The sequence below is a fragment of the Pseudomonas sp. JC1203 genome (assembly GCF_056175065.1).
In genome coordinates this window covers 136,555-151,448 of sequence record NZ_JBWCAM010000015.1, presented here as the reverse complement: position 1 = coordinate 151,448, position 14,894 = coordinate 136,555, and the positions used below count along the sequence as shown (strand labels likewise).

Genomic DNA, 14,894 nt, shown 5'->3' with positions numbered 1-14,894 from the left:
AGTTCCCCCGGGCGCAAACCAGCCGCCAGGGTGTAGGCTTGGCGAACCTTCCTTGCCAGGCCTGCCCATGATCTCGCTGCTTTCCGCCCGCCAGCGTCGCGCCCTGCGCCTGGCCCTGCATTTTCTCTACCCTTACCGCTGGCGCGCGCTGGCTGCCCTGGTAGCCCTGGTGGTCACCGCCGGCATTACCTTGTCCATGGGCCAGGGCATTCGGCTGCTGGTGGACCAGGGCTTCCTGACCCAATCGCCGGTGCTGCTCAACCGCTCCATCGCGGTGTTCATGCTGCTGGTGGTGGCCCTGGCGGTGGGCACCTTCGTGCGGTTCTACCTGGTGTCGTGGATTGGCGAGCGCTGCGTGGCTGACATCCGCCAGCAGGTGTTCGACCACCTGGTGTACCTGCACCCCGGCTTCTATGAAAACAACCGCAGTTCCGAGATCCAGTCGCGGCTGACCGCCGACACCACCTTGCTGCAATCGGTGATCGGCTCGTCGCTGTCGCTGTTCCTGCGCAATGCGCTGATGGTGATTGGCGGCATCGTGCTGTTGTTCATCACCAACCCCAAGCTCACCAGTATCGTGGTGATTGCACTGCCGCTGGTGCTGGCGCCGATTCTGGTGTTCGGCCGGCGCGTGCGCGGCCTGTCGCGCCAGAGCCAGGACCGCATTGCCGACGTGGGCAGTTACGTCGCCGAAACCCTCAATCAGATCAAGACCGTGCAGGCCTACAACCACCAGGCCGAGGACCAGCGGCGTTTTGGCGTCACGGTAGAGCAGGCGTTCGAGACCGCGCGCCAGCGCATCGTGCAGCGCGCCTGGCTGATTACCCTGGTGATCATGCTGGTGCTGGGCGCGGTAGGGGTAATGCTGTGGGTGGGCGGCATGGACGTGATCGCCGGGCGCATTTCGGGCGGTGAACTGGCAGCGTTCGTGTTCTACAGCCTGATCGTCGGCAGTGCCTTTGGTACGTTGAGCGAGGTGATGGGCGAACTGCAACGGGCGGCCGGCGCTGCCGAGCGTATTGGCGAACTGCTGCAGGCCAGCAGCGAAATTCGCCCGCCGGCCAGTGGCCTGCAGCGCCTGCCCGCGCGGGTGAGCGGCCGCCTGGACCTTGTGCAGGTGCTGTTCGCCTACCCGTCGCGCCCATCGCAGCCCGCCATCAATGGCCTGGACCTGGAGATTCGCGCCGGTGAGACCCTGGCCCTGGTAGGCCCGTCCGGCGCCGGCAAATCCACGTTGTTCGACCTGCTGCTGCGTTTCTACGACCCGCAGCAGGGGCGTATCCTGATCGACGGTGTGGACCTGCGCCAGCTCGACCCCCAGGACCTGCGCCGGCATTTCGCCCTGGTGTCGCAAACCCCGGCGCTGTTTTTCGGCACCGTGGAAGACAACCTGCGTTACGGCCAGGCCGACGCGCCTTTCGAACAGGTGCAGCAGGCCGCGCGCATCGCCCATGCGCATGACTTCATCGAGGCCTTGCCGCAGGGCTACCAGACCCACCTGGGCGAGGCCGGGCTGGGCCTGTCGGGCGGCCAGCGCCAGCGCCTGGCCATTGCCCGCGCGCTGCTGGTGGACGCGCCGATCCTGCTGCTGGACGAAGCCACCAGTGCCCTGGACGCGCAGAGTGAACATTTGATTCAGGAGGCCTTGCCGACCCTGATGCAGGGCCGTACCACGCTGGTTATCGCCCACCGGCTGGCGACGGTGCAGAACGCCGACCGCATCGCGGTGATCGAACAGGGCAGGGTGGTGGCTGTGGGCACGCACCGGCAGTTGATTGCCGGCAATGCGCTGTACGCGCGGCTGGCGGCGTTGCAGTTCAATACCGCCGACGCGGCGCCTACATGACCCAGTAGCCGCTGCCTGGCGGTAGCGGCCACGGGGTTGTGGGGCTTAGCGGTATTCGCAGAGGTAGGCGGTTTCCACTTCCACTTTCAGCTGGAACTTGCTGTTGGCCGGCACGTTGAAGCGGCTGCCGCCTTCGAAGGTTTCCCACTCCAGGCTGTCAGGCAGCTTGACGATCAGCTTGCCGGTAACCACGTGCATGATTTCTTTCTGTGCGGTGCCGAATTCGTATTCGCCCGGGGCCATGACGCCGATGGTGGCAGGGCCTTCCTTCATTTCGAAAGCAATCGACTTCACGGTGCCGTCGAAGTATTCGTTGACTTTAAACATGGGCGAATCCTCAGGATAGGGTCAAAAGGGCCGCCAGTATGCCCAACGCCGTGAAGCGGTGCACGCGCTTTTAACCGTCTAGTTAGGCAGTGACAGGGGCAGCAGCCGCGCGGTGTTGCGCGCATCTTCCAGGGCCCGGTGCTGCTGGCCGTTGAAGCTCAAGCCCGCCAGTTGCAGGGCGCCATTGAGGCCCAGCGGCCGCTGCAGTTTGCGCGCCTTGGCAAAGCGCTGCTTGAGGTTGGTGTGCGGCACGTCCGCCAGCAGGCTGCGCAACTGGTGCTGTTGCCAACTGAGCAGCAACTGCTGGCGGTCGTAGTCGCCCCAACTCACCCAGCCCTGCAGGTTGGCCTGGTGGTGGCCCAGCCAGCGCTCGAACTGCGGCCACACCTCGGTCAGCGGCGCGGCGGCGTCGATGTTGGCCTGGGTGATGCGCGTCAGTTCGCGGCAGAAAGGCGTGAGGCACGGCCGCCGCTGCGGGCGCACGAAGCGCTGGAAGTGGTCCACCTCGCGGCCGTCGCGGGTCACCAGGCTGGCACCGATCTCGATGATTTCCATTTCCGCGACCGGCCAGCCACCCTCATCCGTGGTAGCTTCCAGGTCGATCACCAGCCAATGCGGCATACCAGGCTCCAATGCGCTGTGCTCATTCTGGCTAGAGCGTAGCCAAGTACAAAGAGTTCCGATATCCCCCCAAGCGCTTGCTAGGGGCCTGGCCACGGCATACATTGCTCGACGGACGGTAGTGGAGGCAGGGCGTGTGGACGACTTGAAGGCCCGTGAAGTGATGCAGCGGTTGGTGGCCAGCGGTCAATTGACCGACCCCGACAGCCCCCGCGGCGTGCTGTTGCAGACGGCCGCCCACCTGTTCCGCAGCAAGGGCTTCGACCGCACCACGGTGCGCGACCTGGCCAGCGCCGTGGGCATCCAGTCGGGCAGCATCTTCCATCACTTCAAGAGCAAGGACGAGATACTGCGCGCGGTGATGGAACAGACCATCCTCTATAACACCGCGCTGATGCAGGCCGAGCTTGCCGACGTGACGGGCGTGCGCGAGCGGGTGCTGGCGCTGATCCGCTGCGAACTGCAGTCGATCATGGGCGGCACGGGCGAGGCCATGGCGGTGGCGGTGTATGAATGGCGCGCGCTTTCGGCCCAAAGCCAGGCCCAGGTGCTGGCCGTGCGCGACCGCTACGAACAGCTGTGGCTGCAGGTGCTGGCCGAGGCGCGGGAGGCCGGGCTGCTGGGCGGCGATGTGGCCATTACCCGGCGCCTGCTGACCGGTGCTTTGTCGTGGACCAGCACCTGGTTCAAGCCCCAGGGCAGCCTGAGCCTGGAACAGTTGGCCGACCAGGCGTTGCAGCTGGTGCTCAAAGGCCCCTGAGCCTATGTTTGCAGTTGTGGAACGGCCCGCAAACGCCTAATTTATGCGGATCCAAATGCCCTTTTGCCCTGAGGTACAACACGTTGACTGGGATTCGCCGGCGCAGCATCGCGCGGTTACTCATGGGGGCGGGCCTGGGCCTGGTAGCGCTGTCGAGCGTGGCGGCGCAGGAAGTACGAGTGGGCGCGGCGCATTTCCCGCCTTACACGGTACGCCCCGAAACCGGCGCCGACACCGGCCTGCTGCCGCAATTGGTGGATGACCTCAACGCCTCCCAGGGCCAGTTCCACTTCGTGTTGGTGCCCACCTCGATTCCGCGTCGCTACCGTGACTTCCAGGATGGGCGCATCGACATGGCGATCTTCGAAAACCCCGAGTGGGGCTGGGAAAAGATCGAGCACACCAGCGTCGACATGGGCCTTGAGGATGCCGAGATCTTCGTCGCCAAGCGCGGTGACCACCGTGACCAGACCTACTTCGCCGACCTGTCGGGCAAGCGCCTGGCACTGTTCAGCGGCTACCACTACGCGTTCGCCGACTTCAACGCCGACCCCGCGTTCCTGGCCAAGACCTACAACGCCACGCTCACCTACTCCCACGACAGCAACCTGATGATGATTTTGCGTGACCGCGCGGACATCGCCCTGGTCACACGCTCCTATCTCTACGACTACCTGACGCGCAACCCCGGGGTGGCCAAGGATTTCCTGATCTCCGACCGCATCGACCAGCTGTACCATCACTACGCGCTGCTGCGGCCGCAGGCGCCCATCACCGGCCAGCAGTTCCACCAGTTGTTGCAGGGGCTGCGCAACAACGGCGAAATGTTCAAGGTGTTCGACCCCTACCGGATTGCCGTGCGGCCGTTGCCGGAGCAGCCGGTGGTGGCCCACGCGGTGCCATGACCGGCGGCCTGGGGTAAATTTTGCCGTGGCGCTCACGTCATTCAGGGATCTTCCGTCCTTTCGTGAGCTGCCCGCATGTCCCAATTCCCGCCCTTGCCCCATTGGTGCGACCTGGTCGCCGACGAAACTGATCAACGCCTGGTGTTGAGCCTGGCAGGTGAACGGCTGATCGAACTGCAGGTGCAACGCACGCCGCAATTGACCGTCACGCCCGTGGGCGCTGCCGATTTCCGTGCGCTGTGGGCTGCAAGCTATTGGCTGCTGAGCGCCAATCCACAGGCGCGGCGCCTGCACTGGCAGCTGGCGGACGCGCCGGAACAAGCGCTGGCAAGCGGTTTACTGGTGCCCGCTGCGGGCGAGTATGTGTGTGAGCGGGAGCTGTTCTGGCAGCTGCCGCAACCGTGGCTGGCACAGCCCAGCGCGGCCTTCCCGCAACAGTTGCAGATGACCGACGGCAAGCGCCATCCGCGCCGCGCGCCCAAGCCTGTGGGCGAGGTTTACCGGCGTTTCGACCCGCGTATCCAAGCCTGGGTATCGTTGCGCACGCTGGACGTGGAGCAGGACCTGGCCCGCTTCAACCGCTGGCAGAACAACCCGCGGGTGGCGAATTTCTGGCAAGAGCAGGGCGACCTGGCGCAGCACCGCGCCTACCTGGAAAAGCTGGCGGCTGACCCGCACACCGTCACTCTGGTCGGTTGTTTCGATGACCAGCCGTTCGCTTATTTCGAGGCGTATTGGGCGCGTGAGGATCGCATCGCGCCGTTCCTCGATGCCGACAATCACGACCGTGGCGTCCACATGCTGGTAGGCGAGGAAAACCATCGCGGGCCGCACAAGGTGGCCAGCTGGCTGTCGGCGCTGACCCATTACCTGTTCCTGGACGACCCCCGCACCCAACGCGTGGTGGCCGAGCCGCGCGCCGACAACGGCAAGATGATCGGCTACATGCAGGGGCAGGGCTTTTACCGCGAAAAGGAGTTCGATTTCCCGCACAAGCGCGCGGCGCTGATGGTCACCACCCGTGAAGGCTTCTTCGCCCGCAATGACCTGACCCTCTAGAGGACGCGGCCTGCGGCGGCTACAGAGACCGACGTAGCAGCAACTGTCTTGAAATGGCGTCGTCTGCATCGCGACTAAAGTCGGCTCCTACGCCGTACGTGGTAGGAGCCGGCCTTGGCCGCGATGCAGGCGGCGCGGTGTATGGGGTATCCGCATTCGCGTCGCCGCACCGGTGGTGGGGGCGGGGGCTGGCCAGCGAGCTTTTCTGGCCCCAACAGCTCGCGGGCACGCCAGCTCCCACAGGATGTAGCAGCTGCCGAAGGCTGCGTCCGGCGGCGTCCCATTCGCCCCGGGGCTGGTTCAGGCCGCCTCGCGCTCGCCCGAGGCCTTGCGGCAATGCACCAGCGCGTCGCGGATCATGAAGTTCACCAGGGTTGGCGACACCCCCAATTCGCGGGCGATGTCTTTCTGCGGGACGCCATTGAGGCGGTAGGCCTCGAACGCGTAGCGGGTGCGCTGGGGCAGTTGGCCCAGGGCGCGGTCCACCACTTCCAGGGTGGCCTGGTGCTGGTGCGTAGCTTCTGGCGTGGCACCGGCCACCACCACATTCAGGCCCTCGTCCTCGTGGGTGCAGTAGCGTTGTTCCAGCGCCTGCTTGCGGTAGTGGTCGATGGCCAGGTTGCGCACTATCTGGAACAGGTAGCTCAACTGCGCCTTGAACGACGAGGTGATGGAAGGTGCCGACTGCAGGCGGAAGAAGGCGTCCTGCACCACGTCCTCGGCCCGTGAACGACACCCGGTAATGCGTGCGGCGATCTTCACCAGCAAGGTGCGATTGTCGACGAAGGCTTGCAGCAGGGGTGTGTCACACGTGCTTGTGGGCTGTTGTTCCATCATGGAAGTCACCTGGTGGCCAGTGGGTTATCACAGGGTTCGCCGAGCATGCGGCGGCTGCGGGACGGGCACCAAGTTAGTTGTAATGATAATCGTTGTCAAATGAGAATAAAGTCTAAATGCCCTGTTTCGAGGCATAAGTCGCAGGGCCGAACACTTTCAGGGCGTCGGCCAGGCTGGCCGCCGACAGCTCGCCCAGGTGGCTGCCCAGCAGTTGGCCCTGGGCGCTGTAGAACAGCGTGGTGGGCAGCGCCGCCGAGCCCAGCTGGCGGCCCCACTGGCTGCCGGGGTCGTAGAGAATGTGCTGGCTGTCGAAGCCGGCGGCGGCAATGAAGTTGCTGACCGCGCCCGGTGCTTCGCCCTGGTTGATGAACACGAAGCGCAGGTCGCCGCGCTGCGCCTGGGCCTGCAGCAGCACTGGCACCTCGCGGCGGCAGGGCGGGCACCAGCTGGCCCACAGGTTGACCACCAGCGGCCGTGGGTCGGCGCCTGGCAATGTGGCCGGCCGGCCCAGGCTGTCATGCAGGGTGGCGGTGGGCATGCCCACCCCCTGCTGGTGCTGGCGCAGCAGCAAGTCGGCGCCGGCCCAGGACAACACCCCCACCGCCAGGGCGGCGGCCAGCGGCACGCGCACCGCAGCTTGGCGCCAGCCTTGCCACGCGGCGCCAACGCCCAGGGCCAGCAGGCCTGCCCACCACACGAAGCCACCGTCGCGCAGGTCGATGACCTGCCAGGGCTGGGCGCGGTATTGCCCGGCGTACACGCCGACGAAGGCCAGGCGCGCCACCAGCAATGCCAGCATGAACAGGCCGAATATGCTCGCCTCCGGGTTGCGCGTGCCGCGGCTGCGGGCCACCCACCAGCCGGTCAGCAGGGCCACCGCCAGGGCGGCCAGCAGCAGCAAGTGGTTGACGGCCAGGGCAAAGGGGCCGACGCCAAGACTCAACATGGGGACTTCCTGTGTGGGGTGGGCAGTGGCGCCAGTCTGGCGGCTGGCCGTTAAGCGGCGATTAACGGCGCGCCGCGGCCTGGGGAACCCGGCATAATCGCCGGTTAATGATCATCGGCGATACTGCCGGTTTTGCACACGGGTACTGTTATGCACGTTCTGCTTTGCGAAGACGATGAGCTGATTGCCTGTGGCATCGTCGCCGGCCTGCAGGCCCAGGGCCTGACCGTGGACCGGGTAGGCACCGCCAGCGCCGCGCGTGCGCTGTTGCAGGCGGCGCATTTCGACGTGATGGTGCTGGACCTGGGCCTGCCCGACGAGGACGGCCTGGCCATGCTGGCCGCCTTGCGCCAACAGGGCGAGTTGCTGCCGGTGCTGGTACTGACCGCGCGCGACACCGTCACCGACCGTGTGGCGGGCCTGGAAGCGGGCGCCGACGACTACCTGCTCAAGCCTTTCGACCTGCGCGAGCTGTGCGCGCGCCTGCATACGCTGACGCGCCGCGTGGCGGGGCGGGCGGTGAACACCATCGAACATGGCCCGTTGCGCTACGACCCCAGCAGCCGCCAGGCCTGGCTGGCCGGCCAGCCGGTGGACCTGTCGCGGCGCGAGCAGGCGCTGCTGCAGGCGCTGTTGCACAGCCGTGGGCGGGTGCTGTCCAGTGAACAGTTGAAAGACAGTGTCTACGGCTTCGGCGACGAGGTGGAGAGCAACGCCCTCAACGTGCACATTCACCACCTGCGGCGCAAACTGGGCAACGACATCGTGCAGACCGTGCGCGGCCTGGGTTACCGCCTGGGGCAGCCGGCATGAGCCTGCGCCTGCGCCTTAGCCTTATATTGGGGCTGGCCTTCCTGCTGATCTGGTCGCTGGCGGCGGCCTGGATGTTCCGCGACCTGCGCCACCAGATGATGTTTTCCCTGGACCAGCGCCTGGTGGCCTCGGCGCGCATGGTCGCAGGCCTGGTGGACCAACTGCCGCCGCTGGCCAGCCAGGGCGAGGCGCGGCGTTTCAGCGCCGACCAGTTGAGCATTCCCGACGGCATGGCCTGCCAGGTCAGCTCGCTGCGCGGGGAAATCCTGGCGCGTAGCCATGGCGCCAACGACCAGCTGGACGACCAGAGCAGCGGCTTCCACGACCAGTTGATCGACGGCGGCCGCTGGCGCAGTTTCACCCTGATGCACGACGGCGTGCGCATCACCACGGCTGACCGTCATGAAGAGCGCGAATCGCTCAATTACTCGATTCTGCTGGCGGCGTCGGTGCCGGTGCTGGTGGCGCTGTTGGGCAGCCTGGCGGTGTTGTGGCTGTGCGTGGGCGTGGGCCTGGCGCCGCTCAACCGCATCCGCGATGCCCTGGCGCGGCGCAGCGCCGACTCGGTCGAGCCGCTGCAGGTGCAGGCCTTGCCGCGCGAGTTGCAGCCGCTGCTGGAAAGCCAGAACCAGCTGTTCCAGCGCATCGGCCAGACCCTGGAGCGCGAGCGGCGGCTGACCGGTGACGCCGCCCACGAGCTGCGCAGCCCGCTGACGGCCATCAAGACCCACCTGCAAGTGGCGCGCATGACCGACGGTGGCGCGCGTGAAACTGCGCTGGGCCATGCCGAAGCCGGTGCCGACCGCTTGCATCGCACGCTGGAGCAGTTGTTGCTGCTGGCGCGGGTGGAAGGCAGCCTGTCGTTCGACGACGGCTGTGCCTGCACCGCCGGCCAGGCAGCGCATACGGCGGTGCAGGATGCCAGCGCCGCCGACCGTCACCGTATTGTTCTGGAGATGCCGGCGGGCGTGGCCGAAGCGCGCCTGCAGATGCCCTCGGCGCTGGCGGTGGCGGCGGTGCGCAACCTGCTGGACAACGCCCTGCGTCACAGCCCGGTGGGCGCCCAGGTGGAGCTGAGTGTCAGCATCGCCGATGGCCAGGCCTGTTTCCTGGTGCGTGACCACGGCCCGGGCATCGCCGCCGCCGACCTGCCCAACCTTACCCAGCGTTTCTGGCGCAGCACCCACAGCGTCGGCTGCGGCCTGGGCCTGGCGATTGTCCACGCCATCGTCCAGCGCTGTGGCGGCGGGCTGGCCTTCGACAGCCGCGACGACGGCCTGCGGGTGCGGCTGGCGGTGCCGCTACACGCGCTGTAACGCAGCCGGGGTCGCCAGGGGTGGGCAGCGCGGGTAGGGTAGCGGCTTGCCTCAGGAGAGGAGACCGAGCATGGACCCGCTCATGGAAACGCCCATTGTCATCAAGCCGCCAGCGCCCGGCGACGCCGGCATCATCAGCCGCATCCTGGAGCGCTCGATCCGTACGGGCGGCGCCCTGGACCACCGCAACAACCCTTGCCTGGTGGAAGCCTGGCTGCGCCACAAGGGCTGCGAGGACGTCGACCGCTGGCTGGTCGACGACGCCCTGTACCTGCGCCTCGGCTGGCTGCAGGGCAAGCCGGCAGGGGTGGCGCTGGCCCTCACCAGCGGCGAGATCTGCCTGTGCTACGTGCAGCCCGAATGTTTCCGCCAGGGCCTGGGGCGGGCTTTGATGGTGGCCATGGAAGCATTCCTGCGCCGCCAGGGCCACCGGCGCGCCATGCTGTACAGCACCTGTACCGCCAGCGGCTTTCATCGACGCCTGGGCTACCGGCAAACGGGCCAGCCCTTGCATTTCAGCGGCCTGGCGCTGGTGCCCATGGACAAGGTGCTGAACGATTTCGACGAAGCCAGCGGTAATGGGCTGGTAAAACGTGGCTGAGAATTATTATAATTTGCGACATCGCAATGTGCCACTATTCGAATCTCCACCGTAACCAGGGAAGTCAGTGCTGATGACGCGGCCCGGTGCTGTACTGGAAACTTATTACCGGGAGCTGGTCGGCTTCCTCAGCGCGCGGCTGGGCAACCACCAGGTCGCCGAGGACGTGGCCCACGACGCCTACGTGCGCGTGCTGGAGCGTAGCGGCGATACCGAAATCGCCCACCCGCGCGCATTCCTGTACCGCACGGCGCTGAACCTGGTGATCGACGGCCACCGGCGCAGCGTGCTGCGCCAGGTGGAGCCCCTGGAAGTGCTGGACACCGACGAACGTTACCTCGACCCGGCGCTGCAGCAAGTGATGGACCAGGGCCAGCGCCTGGAGTTGATGCGCCGGGCGCTGGATGAACTGCCACCAGCGTGCCGCGACAGTTTCCTGCTGCGCAAGCTTGAAGGCCTGTCGCACCCCGAGATCGCCACGCGCTTGAACCTGTCTCGCGCGCTGGTGGAGAAGCACATCGTCAACGCCATGAAACACTGCCGGGTACGCATGCGCGAGTGGGAAAACCAATAGCCACCTCAGCATTTCGCCGATCATCGGTTTGGCCCCGAATTTGCTGCGCTGTGCTTGATTTCGCCGCCCATCGGGAAGAATATCGACCGTGACTTCCGAGGGATGCCGCTTGATGTGTGGCGGCTCACGGGTCAGGGATGCCCTTGGCGCTGCGGCGCAGGTCACCGACCATGATCAACAAAGCGTTAAGAATTCTGATTGCCGACGAGCATCCCAGCCAATTGATGCACGTCGAGCGCATGCTCAACACCATGGGCTATTACCGTATCGCTCCGGTGCGTTCCTTCGAGGCCTTGCTGGCGCTGGTACAAAGCGCCGTAGAGCCGTTCGACCTGCTGATTGCCAACACCGAAATGGCCCAACGTGCCGGCGTCGACCTGCCGCGCTTGTGCAAGGGCAGCAAGCAGGTACACCACGCCTTGCTGTATGAAAGCGAAAGCGTGCCGGTGCCCACCATCGCCAGCCAGCAGCGCGACTCGGTGAATGTGTGCCTGTCACGCCTGCCCGACAGCGATGCGCTGAAGACGCTGATGGACATCGTCGACATTGGCGTCGACCTGATCGAGCAACCCGTTGCGGTTGTCAGCCAGCGCGGTCAGGGCCGCAAGCGCCTGGCCCAGAAGGAACCGGCGCTGTTGCGGCATTCCTAGCGGTTGGCTGGGCTGCCGAGAATCATGCACGTAGTGCTGGCGGTGGCGTAAAGCCGGCCCTCGGCATCGTAGATGCGCCCCTCGGCCAGCGCCGTGGAACGCCCCACGTGAATAGCCTTGCCTTCTGCCCGCACCGGCCCGGTGCTGGCGCTCAATGCCCGAACATAGCTGATGCGCAGGTCCAGGGTGGTATAGCCCTGGCCCTGTTGTAGCCGCGTGTGAATGGCGCACCCCATGCACGAGTCCAGCAAGGTGGCGGCATAGCCGCCATGCACGCTGCCCAGTGGGTTGTAGTGACGCTCATCCGGTGTGCCCTGGAAGATAAACAGGCCTGGGCCCCATTCAATCGGCTCCAGGACGCGGCCTCGGGCCGCTGCTACAGATTCGCGTAGCAGCTGCCGAAGGCTGCGTCCCTGCCACCGGGGCATACCAGGCAAATCGCGGCCACCGCCACGGTAGTGGCCTGGCCGGCTCAGTTTGCTATCCTCTGCGCCTTTGGCAGGCGCCAGCATAGGCGTCGCCGTCCCCAATACGTGGATACCACATGACTGCCAACCCCACACCCGGCCCGCTGCTGCTGTCGCGCGCCGACCACAAGACCCTGGGCCTGGCGGCCTTGGGAGGCGCCCTGGAAATCTACGATTTCATTATTTTCGTGTTCTTCGCGCTCACCCTCAGCCAGTTGTTCTTCCCGCCGCAGATGCCCGAGTGGCTGCGCCTGCTGCAAAGTTTCGGCATTTTCGTCACCGGCTACCTGGCCCGGCCGCTGGGCGGCATTCTCATGGCGCATTTCGCCGATCACCTGGGGCGCAAGAAGGTCTTCAGCCTGAGCATCCTGATGATGGCGCTGCCATGCCTGTTGATCGGGGTGATGCCCACCTACGCGCACATCGGCTACGCCGCGCCGCTGATCCTGCTGGCCTTGCGCATTCTGCAGGGCGCGGCCGTGGGCGGCGAGGTGCCCAGCGCCTGGGTGTTTGTCGCCGAGCATGCCCCGGCGCACCGTCGCGGCTATGCCCTGGGTTTCCTGCAGGCCGGCCTGACCTTCGGCTACCTGATCGGCGCACTGACCGCCACGGCGCTGGCGCAGCTGTTCACCCCGCAAGAGATTCTCGATTACGCCTGGCGCCTGCCGTTCCTGCTGGGCGGTGTGTTCGGCATCATCGGTGTGTGGCTGCGCCGTTGGCTGAGCGAAACACCCGTGTTTCTGGCATTGCGCGAGCGCCGCGAAGGCCTGGTGGAGCTGCCGCTCAAGGCCGTGCTGCGCGACTATCGGCAGGCGCTGCTGCCAGCAGTGATCCTGACGTGCGTGCTGACCTCGGCGGTGGTGGTGCTGGTGGTCATCACCCCCACGGTCATGCAGCAGCGCTTCGGCATGACGGCGGGGCACACCTTCGCGCTCAGCAGCCTGGGCATCGTTTTCCTCAACATCGGCTGCGTGCTGGCCGGCCTGCTGGTGGACCGCATCGGCGCCTGGCGGGCGCTGCTGGTCTACAGCCTGCTGATGCCCCTGGGCATCACTGCGCTGTACGCCAACCTGATTGGCGGCTGGGGCCTGCCGGGGTTGGGCTATGCCCTGGCCGGGCTGGCCTGTGGCGTGGTGGGCGTGGTGCCGTCGGTGATGGTGGGGCTGTTCCCGGCGAACATTCGCGTGTCGGGTATCTCCTTTACCTACAACATCGCCTACGCCCTGTGGGCCAGCGTCACGCCACTGGCGCTGATCGCCGCCATGCCCTGGAGCCCATGGGTGTGCGTGGGTTTCAGCGCGGTGATGGGCATGGTCGGGCTGCTGACCGCGCTGGTGTACGCCGGGCGTGGGGTGCTGCAAGGCGAGGGCGCGAGCGCCTGTGGTTGATGCGCCTTGCTAGCGTCAAGCGACTGCCAGCCGGGTAATGGCGGGCAGTGTTTTACGCTGGGCTTGCCACAGGTCGTAGGCGGCCTGTTCGGCCAGGTACATGCGCGCGCTGCCCAGGCCGGCCATCTCCAGCCGCAAGGCCAGGTCTGCCGAAAGCGCTGCGCGGCCATTCAGTACCGTTGATAGCTGCCCGCGTGAATACCCCAGGTGTTGCGCCAGCGCGGTTACAGTCATGCCCAGGGCTGGTAACACGTCCTCGCGAAGCGCTTCCCCGGGGTGGGGTGGATTGAACATGGCCATTTGTGGATTCCCTCCTGTCAGTGGTAGTCGAGGTAGTCGACCAGTTCGATGTCAGTGCCGTCGAAGCGGTAGATCACTCGCCAGTTCCCCGATACCGTTACGGCCCAGAAACCCAGGCGGTCGCCCTTCAAGGCATGCAGTCGGTTGCCAGGGCGGTTCATGTCCTCGGGGGCCGCGGCTCTGTCCATCGCCGACAGCAGCCGACGAAGTCGTGCGACGTGGTCAGGCCTGACGCCTTTGGTCGTTCCTGTCAGGTACAAGGCCTTCAAGCCTTTGTGTCGAATGCTCTTGATCATGAATAACTGTAAGGCTTCGGCTTACAGCGGTTCAAGCCAAAGTGTAAGGCAAGACATTACAGTATGCAAATCAATAAATCCCTAAATATGGGACAACAAATTATATATTGAGATTTGCCGCCAAAACCATCTATAGTCCTTTCCATCAGCTCTACGCCCTCACTGTCAAAAAACAACTCAGGTGAAGCGATGCAGGCGCATTTGATCGCGCTCGATTGGGGGACTACTTCCCTTCGGGCTTATAAACTCGGCCGTCACGGCCAGGTGCTGGAGCAGCGCGCGCTGGCCTCGGGCATCATGCAATTGCCTACCACCCCCCGGGCCATCGCCGGGCAACGCTGCGACAACGGTTTTGAATTGGCCTTCGATGACGCCTGCGGTGACTGGCTGCAGGCGCAACCGCAGCTGCCGGTGATTGCCTGCGGCATGGTCGGCAGCGCCCAGGGCTGGCGCGAGGCTGCCTATTGCCCGACGCCTGCGCGGGTCGCCGACCTGGGCGCCAGCCTGCAGACGGTGCAAACCCTGCGCGGCACCCGGTTGCATATCGTGCCGGGGGTTATCCAGCATTCGCGGCTGCCCAATGTGATGCGCGGCGAGGAGACCCAGGTGCTGGGTCTGTTGCAGGACCTGCCCAGCCACGCCCGCCAGGAAGCCTTGCTGATCGGCCTGCCCGGCAGCCACAGCAAGTGGGTGAGCGTGGTGGATGGCTGCATCCAGCAGTTCGACACTTTCATGACCGGCGAGCTGTACGCCGCAGTCTGCGCCCACACCATTCTTGGCCGCACCCAGCAGCCCACCGGCCAGTTCGATGAAGCCGCGTTCGTACGGGGCGTGCAGGTGGCGCTGTCGGCCGACGCCGACATCGGCCTGCTGTCGACGCTGTTCAGTGCCCGCACCCTGGGCCTCACGGGGCAGCTCAGCGGCGCCCAGCAACCCGATTACCTGTCCGGCCTGATGATTGGCCACGAACTGCGCGCCCTGGCCGAGGTGTCGCGTGCGCGCCATGCCGGCGCCGCATTGCCCGAGGTGATGCTGATCGGCAGCGCGCCGCTGTGCCAGCGCTATCGCATTGCCCTGAACCTGTGCGGCTTTGCCCAGGCCAGCCTGGCCGAGCAGGCCACCGAACGCGGATTATGGAGCCTGGCCGTGGCGGCCGGGCTGCTCGCCCCACAGCCAGAAGAGGTTTGA

17 protein-coding genes and 1 pseudogene are annotated in these 14,894 nt (G+C 65.8%); 11 read left to right on the top strand and 7 right to left on the bottom strand.

The window, feature by feature from the left end:
- Positions 1-67: 67 nt before the first annotated feature.
- Positions 68-1,846 (top strand): ABC transporter transmembrane domain-containing protein, encoded by a 1,779-nt coding sequence (locus AC0SZ7_RS21880; RefSeq protein ID WP_475506326.1) that lies wholly within the window; start codon positions 68-70, stop codon positions 1,844-1,846.
- A gap of 45 nt (positions 1,847-1,891) precedes the next feature.
- On the opposite strand, the gene ppnP is transcribed toward AC0SZ7_RS21880, so the two are convergent.
- Entirely contained in the window at positions 1,892-2,173 is a 282-nt protein-coding gene (gene ppnP, locus AC0SZ7_RS21875) for a pyrimidine/purine nucleoside phosphorylase (RefSeq protein ID WP_416423228.1), read from the bottom strand.
- A gap of 78 nt (positions 2,174-2,251) precedes the next feature.
- On the bottom strand, positions 2,252-2,794 hold the full coding sequence (locus AC0SZ7_RS21870; protein WP_475506325.1) for a 3'-5' exonuclease: 543 nt from the start codon (positions 2,792-2,794) through the stop codon (positions 2,252-2,254).
- 136 nt (positions 2,795-2,930) lie between these two features.
- Here AC0SZ7_RS21870 and AC0SZ7_RS21865 point away from each other — a divergent pair, with 136 nt between their 5' ends.
- From AC0SZ7_RS21865 to AC0SZ7_RS21855, 3 genes are all read left to right on the top strand, one after another.
- Positions 2,931-3,554 carry a TetR/AcrR family transcriptional regulator gene (locus AC0SZ7_RS21865; protein WP_475506324.1) on the top strand — a complete coding sequence of 208 codons (624 nt, stop codon included), beginning with the start codon at positions 2,931-2,933 and terminating at the stop codon, positions 3,552-3,554.
- 122 nt (positions 3,555-3,676) lie between these two features.
- The gene (locus AC0SZ7_RS21860; protein ID WP_475506363.1) at positions 3,677-4,459 is read left to right on the top strand and encodes a substrate-binding periplasmic protein; all 783 of its coding nucleotides are present in this window, start codon (positions 3,677-3,679) and stop codon (positions 4,457-4,459) included.
- 75 nt (positions 4,460-4,534) lie between these two features.
- On the top strand, positions 4,535-5,518 hold the full coding sequence (locus AC0SZ7_RS21855) for a GNAT family N-acetyltransferase (protein ID WP_475506323.1): 984 nt from the start codon (positions 4,535-4,537) through the stop codon (positions 5,516-5,518).
- 300 nt (positions 5,519-5,818) lie between these two features.
- On the opposite strand, the gene AC0SZ7_RS21850 is transcribed toward AC0SZ7_RS21855, so the two are convergent.
- Positions 5,819-6,355: an RNA polymerase factor sigma-70 gene (locus AC0SZ7_RS21850; protein ID WP_475506322.1), complete on the bottom strand. Its 537-nt coding sequence runs from the start codon at positions 6,353-6,355 to the stop codon at positions 5,819-5,821.
- A 112-nt stretch (positions 6,356-6,467) separates the two neighbouring features.
- Positions 6,468-7,301: a prolipoprotein diacylglyceryl transferase family protein gene (locus AC0SZ7_RS21845; protein ID WP_475506321.1), complete on the bottom strand. Its 834-nt coding sequence runs from the start codon at positions 7,299-7,301 to the stop codon at positions 6,468-6,470.
- Positions 7,302-7,451: 150 nt separating this feature from the next.
- On the opposite strand from AC0SZ7_RS21845, the gene AC0SZ7_RS21840 reads away from it, so the two are divergent.
- The 5 genes from AC0SZ7_RS21840 (at position 7,452) to AC0SZ7_RS21820 (ending at position 11,255) form a co-directional block, all read left to right on the top strand.
- The gene (locus AC0SZ7_RS21840) at positions 7,452-8,114 is read left to right on the top strand and encodes a response regulator (RefSeq protein WP_475506320.1); all 663 of its coding nucleotides are present in this window, start codon (positions 7,452-7,454) and stop codon (positions 8,112-8,114) included.
- Positions 8,111-9,430: an ATP-binding protein gene (locus AC0SZ7_RS21835; protein ID WP_475506319.1), complete on the top strand. Its 1,320-nt coding sequence runs from the start codon at positions 8,111-8,113 to the stop codon at positions 9,428-9,430. The genes AC0SZ7_RS21840 and AC0SZ7_RS21835 overlap by 4 nt, the downstream gene beginning before the upstream one ends.
- 70 nt (positions 9,431-9,500) lie before the next feature.
- On the top strand, positions 9,501-10,031 hold the full coding sequence (locus AC0SZ7_RS21830; RefSeq protein WP_475506318.1) for a GNAT family N-acetyltransferase: 531 nt from the start codon (positions 9,501-9,503) through the stop codon (positions 10,029-10,031).
- Positions 10,032-10,125: 94 nt separating this feature from the next.
- Positions 10,126-10,605, top strand: coding sequence for a sigma-70 family RNA polymerase sigma factor (locus AC0SZ7_RS21825; RefSeq protein WP_475506362.1), 480 nt, complete (start codon positions 10,126-10,128; stop codon positions 10,603-10,605).
- 170 nt (positions 10,606-10,775) lie between these two features.
- Positions 10,776-11,255 carry an ANTAR domain-containing protein gene (locus tag AC0SZ7_RS21820; protein ID WP_475506317.1) on the top strand — a complete coding sequence of 160 codons (480 nt, stop codon included), beginning with the start codon at positions 10,776-10,778 and terminating at the stop codon, positions 11,253-11,255.
- Here the strand turns inward: AC0SZ7_RS21820 and AC0SZ7_RS21815 are convergent.
- A pseudogene (locus tag AC0SZ7_RS21815) lies at positions 11,252-11,605 on the bottom strand (PaaI family thioesterase); the annotation flags it as partial. The gene AC0SZ7_RS21820 and the pseudogene AC0SZ7_RS21815 overlap by 4 nt on opposite strands.
- A 194-nt stretch (positions 11,606-11,799) precedes the next feature.
- Between AC0SZ7_RS21815 and AC0SZ7_RS21810 the strand changes: the two are divergent.
- Complete coding sequence (locus tag AC0SZ7_RS21810; protein ID WP_475506316.1) at positions 11,800-13,110, top strand: MFS transporter; 1,311 nt, start codon at positions 11,800-11,802, stop codon at positions 13,108-13,110.
- 15 nt (positions 13,111-13,125) lie between these two features.
- Here AC0SZ7_RS21810 and AC0SZ7_RS21805 read toward each other — a convergent pair whose 3' ends face one another.
- Positions 13,126-13,410 carry a HigA family addiction module antitoxin gene (locus tag AC0SZ7_RS21805; protein WP_475506315.1) on the bottom strand — a complete coding sequence of 95 codons (285 nt, stop codon included), beginning with the start codon at positions 13,408-13,410 and terminating at the stop codon, positions 13,126-13,128.
- A gap of 17 nt (positions 13,411-13,427) precedes the next feature.
- Positions 13,428-13,706, bottom strand: coding sequence for a type II toxin-antitoxin system RelE/ParE family toxin (locus tag AC0SZ7_RS21800; protein WP_475506314.1), 279 nt, complete (start codon positions 13,704-13,706; stop codon positions 13,428-13,430).
- Between the two features lie 189 nt (positions 13,707-13,895).
- Here AC0SZ7_RS21800 and AC0SZ7_RS21795 point away from each other — a divergent pair, with 189 nt between their 5' ends.
- Positions 13,896-14,894 carry a 2-dehydro-3-deoxygalactonokinase gene (locus AC0SZ7_RS21795; protein ID WP_475506313.1) on the top strand — a complete coding sequence of 333 codons (999 nt, stop codon included), beginning with the start codon at positions 13,896-13,898 and terminating at the stop codon, positions 14,892-14,894.